We start from the raw sequence: 14,539 nt of genomic DNA on the forward strand, positions 1-14,539 counted from the left end.
GGTCAGCCGCCAAAAGGCTATTCCCCGATCATAGTTGTTAAAAATTGTTTCTGTCGGGATCCAAATTTGAATCTGGGTCTCGATTCGGGGGAGCGGGGATGAGACACTAAATGGTCGGAGAATGTTAGCGACCTATCCCCTGAGCGTTGTCATGACTGCTTTCAACTCTGTCTGGAGAGGTGGTGCTATGCGTCGGCTCCTGTCCGCCTTGGTGTCTATCCTGTTGCTGCTCTGTCTGTGCTTGGTCCCCTTGGGGATCCCGGCGGTGGCGGCGGAGCTGCCGCCGGTGAAACATCTTGACACTCCCATCGACGTGAACAACACCATCCTGCGCAACTACCGCCAGTTGCCCGGCTTCTATCCCACCCTGGCCCGCATCCTAGTAAAAAATGCTCCCTACAACAGCCTGGAGGACATGCTGCAGATCCCAGAATTGACGGAGCAACAGAAGGCCTTGATCAAGGCGAACGCGGAGAACTTCGTGTTTGGGGAGTACCAAGAGGGAGCCAACCAACTGGAAAACCGGATCAACCAGGGATACTACGGCTGATCCTGGCAGGGTCTGCAGGGGAGAAAGCTTTCTGCTTCTCTGCAGCTTTTATGAAGCCTGCGTCGACATACCCCCCATCCCTAAAGGGCGGGGATTCTTGTTCTTGGTTCCACGACAGCACTTACTAACTAGTGGCTAGTGGTTAGTAATTAGTGACGGGCCACTAACTTCTTCACCTACTTGTCACTACGCCAGATCTCCCCAAGCGTTCCCGAACCCCCCTCTGTCCCCTCGTACACGGGGGGATGAAAGGGGGGCCCAGTAGTTCCCCAATGGCCTTGGGAATTCCCCCGCTAGTTGTGAGACCCAAGGGGAGCTGCCCTCCTCAGTCTCTATCCCCCGTCGCCAGAGTACCCCGAAGGTTTTGATGGGCTTAAAATAGCCCATGGTGCTCATCGAGCCAAGTGGATGGAGCCAACTTCGAGAACATTTCCAACTGCTGTCTCGTCAGCCCAGGGAGATCCCCGCATCGCCGAGATCACGCAGCGGGGAGTGGCCGAGGTCTTCCCAGGGGGAGCGGCAGCCTTGGCGGAGCGCCTGGCCACCACCGATCGCCCCTTGCGGGTGAAGCTGGGCATCGATCCCACGCGGCCAGATCTGCACCTGGGCCATGCAGTGGTCTTGCGCAAGTTGCGCCAATTCCAGGATGCTGGCCATGTGGCCATCCTCCTCATCGGGGATTTTACAGCCCTGGTCGGGGATCCCACCGGCCAATCGGAGGCCCGTCCCCGCCTCACCCCGGCAGAAGTGGAGGAAAACGCCCGCACCTACTTGGAGCAAGCCGGCAAGATTTTGGATTTTGAGACCCCCGGTCGGCTGGAGGTGCGCCGCAACAGCGAGTGGCTGGCCCGCCTTACCTTGAGCGAGCTAATCGAGCTGCAGGCTCAGATGACGGTGGGGCAGATGTTGGCCAAAGAGGACTTTGCCCAGCGCTACCGCTCGGGAACGCCCATCTACTTGCACGAATTTCTCTACCCTCTCCTGCAAGGCTACGACTCGGTGGCGCTGGAGGCGGACGTGGAGTTGGGGGGAACTGACCAGCGCTTTAACCTCCTAGTTGGCCGGGAGCTACAGCTTTGGAAAGGGCAAACCCCGCAGTTTTGCCTAACGGTGCCTCTTTTGGAGGGCTTGGATGGCTACCAGAAGATGTCCAAGTCCAAGAACAACTACGTGGGCTTGACCGAGGATCCCCTCACCATGTACTCCAAGCTGGAGAAGGTGCCGGATCACCTGGTGCAGCGCTACTTCGAGTTGCTCACCTCAGTGCCTCTTTCGGAGCTGCCGGCGGATCCCCGCCAGCGCCAGATTCTCCTAGCCAAAACCCTAGTGGCTCAGTTTCACTCCCCTGAGGTGGCAGAAGAGGCCCAGCGCACCGCCCAAGCCCTGGTGTTGCACGGTGAACTTGTCGAGACCGCCTCCATCCCCACCTTTGCTGTCGAGGGCTTGTCCTATCCGGTTAAGCTCAGCTACATCCTGCGCGAGTCCGGCCTGTGCAAGAGCGCTGCCGAGGCCCGTCGGCAGATTCAAGGGGGCGCTGTGCGGCTAGATGGTCAAAAGGTGGAGGATCCCAACCTGGAGTTTGCCCATGCCTCGGAGCTGGCCGGGCGGATTTTGCAGGTGGGCAAAAAGGCCTTTCGTCGGCTAGTGAAAGGCGCAGATTAGTCTTCCCCTCTCCCTGTGGGAAAGGGGTGAGGGGATCCATCAACGGGCAGGCTTGAAGCCGAGTCCGGTTTTTTTCTGCCTGGTCTTGGCTGGGGGATCGGACAGAGGAGAAGCTGACGAAGTTGGCGGGAAAACGGGCTCCGGTTTGGGCCGGATCGAGCCCGCCTCGGCTACTGCCTCAGAGAGCTTTTGCCGCACCAGCTCCTGAGTCTCCAAAATGTTGGGATCCGCCGCCCATTCCGGGGCCTCTCGAACGGGATCATCCTCGGAGGTGAACTCCAGGTCGTAGGTCTCGGCGCGGTAATCGGGGCTGAAGCATTCCCAAGCCCGCAGACTGTAAAAATAGGGGAACAAACGCACAATGCGCTCAATATCCAGGTGCGCAGCAAAGCGACGAAAAGCCTCTTCTTCAGACACCGGAAAAGGGGCGTAATGTTCTGAAACAAACCACCGCAAGAACTTCCGCGCCTCTGGGATGATCTGCTGGGCAGGCAGGGATCCCAGCACCGCTGCGTTGAAGCAGTTGACCAACAGGTGCTCCAGCATTACCGCGTTGTACTCGGCAAAGCAAGTTTGCTCGCGGCTTTCCACCGGCTGCCAGGGCATGTTGCCGTTGGCGGCAATGAGCAGGTGAACCAGGTCATGGGAGGGGTTGGTTTGGATGTAGCCGTGCCCCTCCAACTTGGCGCCATCGCAGCTAAAGAGCTGGTGTTGGGGGCTCCAATAGAACTTGAGTTGCTTTGCCGCCATGTTCAGTTCTCCTCCTCACCCAGGGGATCCTTTTAGAGCTTACACCTGCACTGATGAGCTGCTATGAACTATAGGCCACGGAGGAGAGCGCCGGCTTATTTGACAATTGGTCAGCTAGAAATCGCAGGAGCCCCGCACTGTACCCGTAGGGTCAGTGTCGGGAGGAATGCGAGGTTACAATAGAACTATGACCCAAGTCCTGACCGTATCCTGCAAGCTCAAGGCGTCCCAGTCGCAAGCCGCCAAATTGGACGCGACTTTGGAGGCTTTTGGCCAAGCCTTGAATTGGGTCAACCAGAACACGCCGGAGAAAGTCGCCAACGCCGTTAAGCTCCAGTCTCTGTGCTACCGCGAAATCCGTGCCCGGTTCGGCTTATCCAGTAACTTGGCTCAGCAGGTCTGCAGACGGCTGGCCGGCGCCCGTAAAGTTGCCCAACAGAAAAACCGCCCCGTCAAAGCGTTCAAAGGGGGCTTCGCTACCTACGACGCTCGTATCTTTTCGTTCCGCGAGAAAGACTGGACGGTGTCGCTGACCACGGTGGAGGGTCGGGAGCGCTTTGAGCTGGCGATTGGCCGCTACCAGAGAGAACGGCTGGCGGGCTCCAATCCCAAATCTGCCACTCTGGTCAAGCGCAAAGACGGTTCCTACTCTATTCAGATCTGTGTGGAAACGGAACCGTGCCCACCGCAACGCACGGGTAGAGTGCTGGGGGTGGATTTGGGAAGGACAGATATTGCCCATACGTCAGAGGGTGATAACTGGAATGGACAGCAGTTGAACCGAGTCCGAGACCACTACTCCAAGCTGAGGGCGGTACTTCAACGCAAAGCCAGTAAGGGCACCCGCAGTTCGCGGCGCAGATGCAGAGAACTGTTGCAACGGCTGTCTGGCAAGGAGAGACGCTTTCAGGCGTGGGTCAATCATCGCATCTCCAAAGCTATTGTCTCTAGGGCAAAGACCACAAACAGCGCTATTGCCCTGGAAGACCTGACAGGGATCCGGGAAAGAGTCAATCAACAACCCCGCAGCAAAGCCGAGCGGCGCAGGGCTAACAGTTGGGCGTTCTACCAGCTACGCCAGTTTCTGGAATACAAGGCGAGGGTTGCAGGGGTTTCTCTGGTTCTTGTGCCGCCTGCTTACACGTCGCAGACCTGCCACAAGTGTTTGCATATCCATCCCGATCCTGCGCAATCCTACCGCAGTGGCAAGTCGTTCAAGTGTGGGCACTGTGGATGGGAAGGAGATGCGGATTTGAATGGTGCGAATGTGATTGCGCTTTTGGGGGCTGTCGTAAACCAGCCTAGAGGTTCGGGCCTGTTTTGTTCTCTGGTAGAGCAGAGCAGGCTCAGGGCTACTGAAAGCCCGCTCCGTACCGCTTTAGCGGTCGGAGTCGGGTAGTTTACCGAGAACGCTTGCCACAAGTGGCAAAACAAAGGGGTCTTTATCTCGAAGCAATTCTCGGAGCAGACAGGCTTTAGCCGCCCTACTAGGCTCAAAGCTGAGACCCGCTGTGCTCGCATTGTGAAAAAAGATGAACTCGAGATCCTCTAACTGCAGTAAAAATCTTTACGTCTACACCAAGCGCTACAGTAGCTTTCGGAATTACTGGGTGGTACTGTAACTCCGTACTTTCATGCCACCCCACTATGCTTGCACTGGCAGCTGCAATGACTGTAAAAATACAGCCCGGTCAAGTAAAAAGCCAAAAAGCTGGTTGGCTGCTTCTCCTGGTGCTCGTGGGAAGTTGCCTTGCCGGCTGTGGCTCTTCTGGCGGCACAGGCATTGATCCGTCTGCTGTGGGATCCCAAGCTCGCCTGACATTCAATGGGGCTCTGACCCGCTCCTTTTCTGGCACACAAGGGGAAATGGAGTTCAACATCGCCCTCCTGCAAGGCGGGGATCCGCCCCAACCAATAACCCAGCTCTCTGCCAGTCAGGTCAGCCTGCAGGTAAACCGGGTAACCGACTTGCTAGGGATCCCGCAGCCGGTAGCCTTGACCCTGACACCCACCCGGATCGAGAACCCCCCGCCGGATCTGCCTCAGCGGCCTTTGCTCATGGCAGTGCTGATGGATGGCTCAGGCAGCCTGTTGGTTTTGGATCCCCAGTCCCGGCGCTTTTTGGCTGTTTTTGGGCTTTTGGATCAATTTCGCGCCACACCCCTGGATCTGGGGGCGGTGCTCCGCTTCGATAATCGAGGAGCTGGTTTTGGCGCTACCGCTCTCGGCCAGCCCTTGCGCACGGCCCAACTGCTGCAAGACTTCACCAGCGACAAGCAACTGCTGAGGCGGGGGGTACTGCGGGCAAATCCTGGTGGGAACACCGCCCTTTATGATGCCACGGTGGAAGCCGCGCGTTTCTTAAGCGACTTTCGCCCCAATGAGCCCTTCAACCGGCGCCTGGTGGTGTTCACCGACGGCATCGATAACGAGAGCACCCGCTCCATTGAGCAAACCACTCGGGAGCTCACAACGCTGGCCCGAGAGCGGGGGCAGAAGCTAACTGTGTATGTGGTCGGGCTGGGCGTTGACTTAAACCTCTTGGAGCTCCAGCGGCTGGCGGCGGCCACAGAAGGCACTTTTGTGTTGGCGCGGTTTGCCGAAGCTTTGGAAGCTCCCTTTGCCAATTTATTCCCTGCTGCGATTGGGGAGCACCGCCTACAGGTGCGGGCACAGGGCAATCTTCCTCTGCCGGTTGGTTTTTATCTTCTCAGCGGCGAGCTGAGGGTTGAGCGAGACGGGATCCGCTTGGTAACACCCTTCAACGACGCCGTTCTCGCCGTGGGATCCCCCTAGGGCCATTCTGCAGGCCGACAACATTCGCAATCAAGAGCGAGGCATAAGCATATGTTGCGACGACTGGGCATATCCAGAAGATTTTGGCGACCGGCTGCCCTTGGCCTGGCTGCCGCGCTTACAGGCTACTTAACTGTTTTTCTGAAAGGTTGTGGTAGTAGCGGCCCCAGCAATCCTTCTGGGGCGGGGCTGCCGACAAGGGATCCCGCTGCAGGCTCTGCGGCTGCCATCCTGGGGTTGGTCGTTGATCCCTTTGCTCAGCTTTGTGGCCCGGGATCCACGGCTGCCCTTTGTGCAGGCGGGCCGATCTTTTCAGTGGGCAACCCCGTTCAGCTAGTCGGCTTAAGCTCCCGCGGAGATATTCTGTCTCCCCCCTTAGCCACTGCCACCCTGGATAGCAACTTGCGGTTTACGATCCCCTTTTCCGGCTTAATTACGCAGCCGCCGGGGAAATTGGTTTCGGTGCAATCGAACCTCGTCAGGCAGGGACAGCAGGTCGGCCAATCGACACCGCTGCGGGGATTTGTTTTCAGCGCAGCCGTCGATGTTTCTCCTTGGAGCGAGGCTCTCTATCGCATCTTGTTACGGCAACGGGAGCGAGTGCCTTTTTCGAACTTAGCCCCCTCTGAGCTTAGGGATTTGGAGAACATTTTGTTTGTCAGCGTACCTCTTTCCAGGACAGCCCGCAACCTAGAGGAAATTATTGCCGATATCATCCAGCAAGCGGATCGGCTGAGCTTTAATGAACTGCGGTTTGTCGAGGATCTGATTCGAGTTTGCTATGCCCCGGAAGGCAACCAATCCGATCAACCCTGTCGGCTGCGGATCCCGATACCGACCCTGCCGCCACTGCCCCCTGAGCCGCCGGCAACTCGGCCACCGGCTTCTCCTCTGGTTCCCATAACTCCTTCGCCAGCAGCAACACCTTCTCCCGAGGCTCCTGCCCTTCCCATCGTCATCACCAATAGGGCTTTAGTTCGTCTGTCGTCTGGAACTTTAGTATTTAGCAATCCAGTCACGGTGAGAGTGGACAATTTGTAGCTGTCTCGTTTGGAATCGAGTTCTGTTTTTTCTTTTCTGAGGACATTTCTTGAAAAAGCGAGGAGTGTTAGATGTTGGCCTCAAGACTTTCTACGCCCAACTTTAAGCAATCTGCTGGGCTATTCCGAATTCTCAGCCGCACTCTGGGATCCGTTTCCACAGCTTTGCTCGTTCTTCTTTTGAGGGCGGAGAGTGCCAATCCTGCCACATCGGGCAATATACCTCTGCAACATACTGTTCAAGATGAGCTGGTCTTTATCGACCCAGCTTTGCCCGATCTATCGATCTTGCTAACAGGGATCCGACCTGGAACAGAAGTTATTCTTTTGGATCCTAACAAAGACGGGATCCAGCAGATCGCCGAGGTGCTGCGAGGTCGAAAAGGGGTTAGAGCCTTACACATCCTATCTCATGGCCAATCCGGCTCAATACAGTTGGGCAAAAGCATTCTCAACCTAGAAAACCTATCAGAATATGCAAGCTTGCTCTCGCAGTGGAAATCTAGCCTGACCGACGATGCAGAGATCTTGATCTACGGTTGCGAAGTGGCATCCGGTTCAGAGGGTCGTCTTTTCATCAAGGAGCTAGCCCATCTAACAGGAGCTGACATTGCCGCTTCTACCAACCTTACAGGTTATGCTGGATACAACGCAGATTGGATTCTAGAGGCTACGACCGGCTCTGTTGCCACTCCCACAATTTTTGTCGAAGGATCAGTAGAGCATCGTTACCGCCATACCTTACAGGTTGGCGCCACGCCCACCCTGGATGCTAACTTTGTTTTAACAAACATCCAAGTAGGCACTAACAAGCTTTCTCTCATTGGTGTAACCGAGCAAGTTGTTTTAAGAAGAGTCAACAACCCACAGGCATCAGGAACTTGCAACATTGTCTGGGTCGTTCATCCTGACACTCCTGGCAGTCTTGGAATTACAGCTATGGAGCAGGCTCTCTTAATCGATCCTATAAATCCGGTTATCAAGGCAGGGACAGATAATATTTTTACAAACCTCGACTCTGGCACTCGTAATATCAATAACATACAATAACATAGAAAGAGTTGACTTTATTACTCCAAGCGGCATAACTGCTCCCAGTGCCAATCTAAATAAAATCGGGTTTCTCCTTTTGGATAGAGGCGGCAATGACTCTTTTAAGATAGCCGCTATCACTAGTCTTGACCCTAACCCTGTAAATTATACTTACGGATCAGTTGTTGCGGTTGGAGCAGGTACTTGGTCACAGGGAACGAAGCTTGTTCGAACAAATGTGCATAACGATCTGTGTGAAAGCGAGCCCCTAGATACGAATATTACGTCCAAAGTATTCAATCAAAAGCTATCGGGCGTTTTTGTAAGCTTCCAAGATCTAGGTATATCGCCTAATCAAACATTCTACGGATACTCGGTGGTTGGCAATGATGTAACCGGCTCAATTCAAAACTTCAACACCTTCCCAAAGAATACGAATCAAACCAACGGCGGCTGGGACATGACGGCAGGAGGGGGAATTGTGGCTTACAACCCTCTTGCCAATAACGACACTGCAACCACTTCCCAAAATACACCGGTCACCATCACGATTCTGTCTAATGATGTAGGGTATGTCTCTAGCTTGGATCCGAGTACCATTGACCTAGATCCGACCACTCCTGATCCGGAAACTACTCTGACAGTTTCCGGAGAAGGCACATATGTCGTCAACCTAGCTACTGGGGAAGTCACTTTTACGCCGGAGCCTAGTTTCATAGGTACCACTACCCCGATTAAGTACACCGTAAAAGACGCAAACAATCTAATTTCCAACGAAGCCACCATTACCGTCACAGTTACTCCAGCATCAACCCCGACACCGACGCCAACGCCAACCTCAACGCCAACGCCGACACCGACACCCACGCCGACACCCACGCCAACACCGACGCCAACGCCGACACCAATGCCAACCCCAACACCAGCACCCCGAGAAGAAGGGATCCGACTGGTCAAGCGGATTACCGCTCTCAACGGAACTCCTATCCCCGAATTCTTCGACGAGCCCACCGACCCCAACGACAACCCAGGGATCCCTTGGCCAGGCGGAGCCAGCACCTTCCTGCAGGGGGCCATCAACCTGCCGGTGCGCCCAGGAGCGCGGGTGCAGTTTGCCATCTACTTCCTGCTGGACTCGCCCGCTTCCACCTTTGTGGTGTGCGATCCCCTGGCGCCTGGCTTGCAGTATGTGCCGGGCAGCCTGTCGGTGAGCACAGGGGGAGGGGGAGCCTTCATTCCGCCGGGTGGGGCCGTGCCGCCTGCTTGTGGGGGCATCAGCAACCCCAACGGCGTGGTGGTGGTGAACGTGGGGGGAGGCAGTTCTGGCTCAGCCGGGGTCATCCGTTTCGAGGTCGCCGTTCCTAGGTAGGAGAGCCGTGTAGCCATGCCCTTGGAGAACTCCGTCTTTGCTATCGCGGTTGCAAAAGCGTTGCGTAGCGATAACGGCTTTCCCCCAGGTGGAGCACGCCAGTCGTTGAAATCTCAATCGAGGTTTGACAGCGCTTGCCGCCTGTGACGGTGGGATGTCAGGCTGAGACAGGAGTGGTTTTGCAGTCGGTAGGAACCATGACGCAGCGTGCCCAAGGATTTTGGCAATGGGGATCCCTTTGCCGGATTGGCCTCTACGTAGCTGCTCTATTCTGCGTGGTGGCGCTCTGGGGGATCCCGGCCTTGGCTCTGCCCCAAGGGGATGCCATTACCGATCCGCGTACTCTCTTGCGGCGGGCCCTGCCCATCCAGGACAGTCGGATTTGGGAAATCGATGAAGCCATTACCAAGATCGAGGCGGACCTGAAGTACAACCGCTGGTCGGCGGTGCGGGGGGATGTGCGCCAGGTGGAGCGGCTCCTGGATCGCTATGCGGATCCCCTGCTGGCGGAGTTGCCCCCCGAGCAGGCTGCCGCCGCCTCTGAAGCAATAGCCGCCCTACGCCAGGAGTTGCAGCTCATCAGCCAGGCCACGGAGCGCAAATCCAAGGGCAAGGAGGAAGCCCGCGCCGCCTACGACCGCCTCATAGACGACTTGGGATCCCTGGAGAACAACTGGGTGGGGGCCTTCCCCTACGAGGTACCTGATGAGTACGCCGACAAGCCGCAGCTCCTGGGCCGGGCAGAAGTGGAGCTGAACACCACCGCCGGGCGCATGGTGATCACCCTGGATGGCTATAGTGCTCCAATAACTGCTGGCAACTTCGCTGACCTAGTGCAGCGGGGCTTCTACGATGGCCTGACCTTTGACCGAGTGGAGAAATTCTTCCTAGTGCAAGCTGGAGATCCCCCTGGCCCTGCCGACGGCTATGTGGATCCGGCCACCGGCAGAGTCCGCACCATCCCCATGGAGATCCGGGTCAAGGGTGAGGTAATGCCCCGCTACGGCCAAACCTTCGATCAACTGGGCCTGTGGGATGTGGAGCCGGCCCTGCCCTTTGCTGCCGAAGGGACGGTGGCCATGGCCCGCTATCCCGAGGATCCCAACAGCGCCTCTTCTCAGTTCTTTATCTTTATGGCCGAGCCGGATCTCACTCCCGCCGGCCTCAACCTCATGGATGGCCGCTACGCCGTGTTCGGCTATGTTACCGAGGGCACCGAGGTGCTGCGCAAGATCAAGCTGGGGGATCAGATCCTGAGCGCCCGGCTGATCTCAGGCCAAGAAAATCTCAGGAATGGGGCGTAGGGATTTTGCATCACTATCTCCTACCTTTGCCCTTTTGAGTGGCTAGAAGGCGCGGCTGAGGGCAGTTCCCGGGCCCTGAAACGCCAGCCAAGAGATCAGAAAGTTGGTAACAAACACCCCCAGCAACGCCGTCACCACAGCATCGGTGGTGGAGCGCCCCACCCCCTTGGCGCCCCCGCTGGTGGAAAGGCCCCAGTTGGAGCCGACAATGGCGATCAGAGACCCAAACACCATCGCCTTCAAACAACAGACGATCAAGTCCCAAGGGGCCAGGAGATTCTGAGCCGAGGTGAGAAACACCGTGGAAGGAATGTTGTAAACCGACGCGCAGATGATCATCCCCCCCACCAACCCCGTCAACAGGGAGAGGATGGTGAGCACCGGCAGCATCAGCCCCGCGGCCACTACCCGTGGGATCACCAGATAGTCCACCGGATCGGTGCGCAACAGGTAAAGGGCGTCGATCTGCTCCGTGACTTTCATGGTGCCCAGCTCGGCGGCAAAGGCGGATCCCACCCGTCCAGCCAGGATCACCGCCGTCACCACCGGCGTCAGCTCGCGGGCCAGGGCAATGGCCAAAACCCCGCCGATGAGGGAAGAAGCTCCAAAGTTGATGAACTCGCGCGCCAACTGAATCGTGAAAACGCCGCTGATCACCACCGCTGTGATCAAAACAATCAGCAGCGACTCCAGCCCCACCGCTGCCAGTTGCTCCAGCGTGTTGCGACGGTGAATGCGGCCCCGCAGCAGGTGCAAGGTCACCTGCCCGGCCAGGAGAAAACTGCTGCCCACCCGTTGGAACCAGTTCATGATCTCTCAGGAGGCCGATACGGCTGACGGCTCCGCCTCAGGTTCTGCCGGAAGCTGGAAGCTGGGGACAAACGAGGCCCGCGTCAAGGGTTGGTCGATCATCAGCCCTTCCCCCCCCAATACCTCGAGGGCACGCCCCTCGACGGAGATCCACACCCGCGCGCCGGGGTTCTGGCTGGTGGCCGTGTAGAGCACCTGCGCGATCCGGCTCATCATCGCCGTGGATCCCCCCCCTTGCGTGAATTCAGAAGAGAAATTGAGGAAAATATCGTTGCCTTCCACCCGCACATCGAGCAGCCGTGTCTGGGGAGGGATGGCGGTGGTGAGGTGGGGATCCCGGGGCCCGGCGATCAACTCTTCCAAAGCCACACGGATGGCCTCTTGGGCGTCGAAGGCGCGCACGGAGCGCTCCTGCTGCACGTAGTAGATCGAGTTGTTAGCCGTGGTCAGCCAGTACAAAGAAAGGGTTTGCCGCGGCCCAATGCTGTACCACCAGGCTCCCCCCATCACCCCCACCCCCAGCAAAAAGCCCAGGATCCCCAGGGGCAGGGCCTGGTCGCGCCGTGGGCGGGAACGTCGCCCCCCCAATTTGCCAGAGCCAAGCTGTGCGGTACGCCCTCCGTAGTGATCCATCGCTGCCATTCCCCTGTCTTGCTTAGCTCTAGGGTAGCGAAGAAAGGCCCACCCTGCCGGGGATCCCCAAACCGGCACAGGCGCAAGCCAGCTTGAACTGGCTTCACGCTGGCCACAGCCATTCGCGACAACCAAGAGGCGGCGCGGCTGCTCTCCCGCCTGGACGAGGCCCGCATCGAGAAGCTCCTGGCAGAAGACGACCCTATCGACGAGAAGATTTAGCCCCAATGGGCGGGGATCCCTGCTAGGGAAGGGCGGCTCGCCGGGATCCCATCAGGGTCTCCAAGCTCTCGACCCGCACAAAGCCGATCACCTGCACCTGATCAGACCCTATCTCCAGGCTGAGCACCCGCACCAGGAGCCCCAGATCTTCTAGCTCTTGCAGATCAAACACCTCGTTAAGGCCGCCCAAAAACGCTGCCGAGATCTCATCGGGAACCCGCACAGAGCCGATGACAAACTCCGGATCCTGAAGCTGCAAGCGGCGCCCCTCCTCCACCTGGATCCCGGCGTTGAACACTACATCAACTGCTCGCGTCAGCGGGACGGAGTCTTTTTGCTCGCTGCCGCCTTCCTGCTCCACCAAGAGGGCAGAAAGTCGAAGGCGGTCAGGAGCCAAAAACTCGACCCGGGGTTTGCGCAGATCGAAGCGGCGGGGTTCGTCCCTAAGCCCGCCAAAGGGCAGATCTGCTCGGATATCCTGAAACTGTCTCAGCACCTCTGGCGAGTTGAGGGCAGCATTCAAGTCTTCTTCCCGCACCACCACCCGCACCGCCGCCTGCAGAGGACGCTCCAGCCGCAGAGGAGCCCCGCGGAAAAAAGAGGGGTCAATGGCCACCGGATCTGTTTCCAGCTCCAGCAGCTCTATGCGCGGAAACGGAGCCCTGTACAGCCCCCGCCCGGCAACCAACAACCGATCCGCCTGGCCGCTCAAAAAACGATAGTTAGGGCGGCTTTGGATGCGCACCTCCAAAACCTCTACCCCATCGAGCTGAGCGAGCAAAAGCTGCCGAGCCGCCTGATCTGCCAGGTAGCCTGCCCCTCCTCCCAAGCCCGCCAGCAACCCCACCAAAGCCGCCAGGATCTCCATATTTGCCGCTGTCACGTCTCCCCCACTCAGGTTAGCAGGGGGATCCCTGGCCCTCGTCAGGGATGCCGGCTAACGCAACACCTTAAGGGGACTAGCCTCAATAGGGCGATTTCCCAGGAAAGTTTTGGCAATTTTCAGGCCGTCCGCCATCACCGGCCGGTTGAGGGTTGGGTCATGGACAAATTTGACGCCGGAAGCCACCGTTGGGCGCCCCTCGCCCCAGGTATCCACAACTTTCAGAGTGGCAGCAGCAACCGGACGGCCATCGGCAAAGTAATCCACTACCTTCAGGGTGGAAGCTCCCACCGGGCGGTTGTCGATCTCGATCTTGCTGAACTTGACAGGGCTAGGAAACACCGGCGGGCCGGACCTCTCTCCTGACCCTAGAGCAGCCGGCAGGATCGGGTCGGCAGGCCGAGGAGCCAAGTTCAGACCGTTTCCTTGTCCCGTAGAGGTTTCTTGCTCCGGCAGCGAGCTGGAAAGACCACTAGGAACGGCCATAGCAATCTCCTAAGTTACAGAGGGAGCTGAAGGGAAAGGGGAGAAGAAACGACGGAATAAAACCGCCGAGCTGGGCGTCTTTAGGATCCCCGCAACCTCAGACCAGATTCTAAAAATATTCTAAACCATCGTTGGGCCTACGATCGGCTGCTCACACTCTGGCTTTATCCGTCAACTGCCGCTGAGGCACTCAGCGACGCTACACCTTCCCCGGTGCCATTGAGTCCGTATACACATTTGTAAACACTGTGTTACCTTTTGAAAGGACTTATCGGCAACTGAGGAGTGTTCGAGTAGCTGTGGTGAGTCAGCCAACTGTGGCTACGGATGACGCAGGCCAAGGGTGGAAAAAGCTTTTGGCGCGCTGGCGCGGCGACCTTATGGGCGGCTTGACCACAGCAGTGGTGGCTTTGCCGCTAGCGCTTGCCTTTGCCATTGCCAGCGGCGTTGATCCTAAAGCGGGGCTTTACACAGCAATTGTAGCTGGATTTAACACTCCCACCGCCTGAAGGCGGGGGATTCTTACGCAGTCCACAAAAGAACCCGTAACGGCGTTGTCAAAGCGCCTCTAGACAGTTCCTTCACGCAAAGCTCCAAGGTTCTGCTGACTTTCTTAAGCAGGTTGGCGACAGCATTTGCCTCAGCGTTAACCAACCACCCCTTTGCCGTTGGTACAGGCCCCGCTTGACACGCTTTCCAGAGGGTTTCCACCCGTCGGGTTTTTCACCATAAATTAGGTACAGCCTTTTAATTTAAAATAGGGTACAGGTATTCAAGAGGAAGGAGAGAAAGGAATGCCGACTCATTCTTTGGATTCGCGGCAAAGAGTTGTAGCAGCCTATCAGGCAGGTAACACCTCCATCCGCCAGGTAGCTAAACGCTTCATGGTGACCAAAAGAACAGTACGCCGCTGGGTGCGTCAGTACCAACAAACTCAAGATTTAGCCCCTAAGAAAGCAGGCACCAAGCGAGTGGGCATTTTGGAACAACATCGGCAGGAAG

The 14,539-nt window shown here is 57.4% G+C and carries 15 protein-coding genes and 1 pseudogene; 11 read left to right on the forward strand and 5 right to left on the reverse strand.

Features of this window, described 5'->3' with window-relative positions; translation table 11 throughout:
• The first annotated feature begins 187 nt into the window (after positions 1–187).
• Positions 188–550 (forward strand): photosystem II complex extrinsic protein PsbU, encoded by a 363-nt coding sequence (gene psbU / locus ACVWXC_RS04805; RefSeq protein ID WP_041438474.1) that lies wholly within the window; start codon positions 188–190, stop codon positions 548–550.
• A gap of 408 nt (positions 551–958) precedes the next feature.
• Positions 959–2,212, forward strand: a complete 1,254-nt coding sequence (gene tyrS / locus ACVWXC_RS04810) for a tyrosine--tRNA ligase (protein ID WP_457391370.1) — start codon at positions 959–961, stop codon at positions 2,210–2,212.
• A gap of 39 nt (positions 2,213–2,251) precedes the next feature.
• Here the strand turns inward: tyrS and ACVWXC_RS04815 are convergent, their stop codons facing one another.
• Positions 2,252–2,962 carry a hypothetical protein gene (locus ACVWXC_RS04815; RefSeq protein ID WP_457391368.1) on the reverse strand — a complete coding sequence of 237 codons (711 nt, stop codon included), beginning with the start codon at positions 2,960–2,962 and terminating at the stop codon, positions 2,252–2,254.
• Between the two features lie 187 nt (positions 2,963–3,149).
• Here ACVWXC_RS04815 and ACVWXC_RS04820 point away from each other — a divergent pair, with 187 nt between their 5' ends.
• From ACVWXC_RS04820 to ACVWXC_RS04850, 7 genes are all read left to right on the forward strand, one after another.
• Positions 3,150–4,361, forward strand: coding sequence for an RNA-guided endonuclease InsQ/TnpB family protein (locus ACVWXC_RS04820; RefSeq protein WP_457391366.1), 1,212 nt, complete (start codon positions 3,150–3,152; stop codon positions 4,359–4,361).
• Between the two features lie 269 nt (positions 4,362–4,630).
• On the forward strand, positions 4,631–5,758 hold the full coding sequence (locus ACVWXC_RS04825) for a vWA domain-containing protein (RefSeq protein ID WP_457391364.1): 1,128 nt from the start codon (positions 4,631–4,633) through the stop codon (positions 5,756–5,758).
• Positions 5,759–5,909: 151 nt separating this feature from the next.
• Positions 5,910–6,095: a hypothetical protein gene (locus tag ACVWXC_RS04830; protein ID WP_414402406.1), complete on the forward strand. Its 186-nt coding sequence runs from the start codon at positions 5,910–5,912 to the stop codon at positions 6,093–6,095.
• A 65-nt stretch (positions 6,096–6,160) separates the two neighbouring features.
• Positions 6,161–6,799, forward strand: coding sequence for a hypothetical protein (locus ACVWXC_RS04835; RefSeq protein WP_457391362.1), 639 nt, complete (start codon positions 6,161–6,163; stop codon positions 6,797–6,799).
• 71 nt (positions 6,800–6,870) lie between these two features.
• On the forward strand, positions 6,871–7,848 hold the full coding sequence (locus ACVWXC_RS04840) for a DUF4347 domain-containing protein (RefSeq protein ID WP_457391360.1): 978 nt from the start codon (positions 6,871–6,873) through the stop codon (positions 7,846–7,848).
• A gap of 358 nt (positions 7,849–8,206) precedes the next feature.
• Positions 8,207–9,199 carry an Ig-like domain-containing protein gene (locus ACVWXC_RS04845; RefSeq protein WP_457391358.1) on the forward strand — a complete coding sequence of 331 codons (993 nt, stop codon included), beginning with the start codon at positions 8,207–8,209 and terminating at the stop codon, positions 9,197–9,199.
• Between the two features lie 197 nt (positions 9,200–9,396).
• Complete coding sequence (locus ACVWXC_RS04850) at positions 9,397–10,503, forward strand: peptidylprolyl isomerase (RefSeq protein ID WP_457391356.1); 1,107 nt, start codon at positions 9,397–9,399, stop codon at positions 10,501–10,503.
• A 42-nt stretch (positions 10,504–10,545) separates the two neighbouring features.
• Here the strand turns inward: ACVWXC_RS04850 and ACVWXC_RS04855 are convergent, their stop codons facing one another.
• The 4 genes from ACVWXC_RS04855 to ACVWXC_RS04870 all read right to left on the reverse strand — a co-directional run bounded on the left by ACVWXC_RS04855 (position 10,546) and on the right by ACVWXC_RS04870 (position 13,537).
• Positions 10,546–11,313: an MlaE family lipid ABC transporter permease subunit gene (locus ACVWXC_RS04855; protein WP_011430901.1), complete on the reverse strand. Its 768-nt coding sequence runs from the start codon at positions 11,311–11,313 to the stop codon at positions 10,546–10,548.
• Between the two features lie 6 nt (positions 11,314–11,319).
• Positions 11,320–11,946, reverse strand: a complete 627-nt coding sequence (locus ACVWXC_RS04860) for a GerMN domain-containing protein (RefSeq protein WP_099813000.1) — start codon at positions 11,944–11,946, stop codon at positions 11,320–11,322.
• Positions 11,947–12,190: 244 nt separating this feature from the next.
• Positions 12,191–13,051 carry an LmeA family phospholipid-binding protein gene (locus ACVWXC_RS04865; RefSeq protein ID WP_228375271.1) on the reverse strand — a complete coding sequence of 287 codons (861 nt, stop codon included), beginning with the start codon at positions 13,049–13,051 and terminating at the stop codon, positions 12,191–12,193.
• A 54-nt stretch (positions 13,052–13,105) separates the two neighbouring features.
• A complete protein-coding gene (locus ACVWXC_RS04870) occupies positions 13,106–13,537 on the reverse strand; it encodes a hypothetical protein (RefSeq protein ID WP_457391353.1) in 432 nt (143 codons plus the stop codon).
• Between the two features lie 317 nt (positions 13,538–13,854).
• Here ACVWXC_RS04870 and ACVWXC_RS04875 point away from each other — a divergent pair.
• A pseudogene (locus tag ACVWXC_RS04875) lies at positions 13,855–14,025 on the forward strand (SulP family inorganic anion transporter); the annotation flags it as partial.
• Between the two features lie 306 nt (positions 14,026–14,331).
• The coding region (locus ACVWXC_RS04880; protein WP_457391351.1) for a helix-turn-helix domain-containing protein at positions 14,332–14,539 on the forward strand (208 nt) is incomplete at its 3' end.

The sequence above is a fragment of the Thermostichus sp. OS-CIW-20 genome, assembly GCF_054061455.1.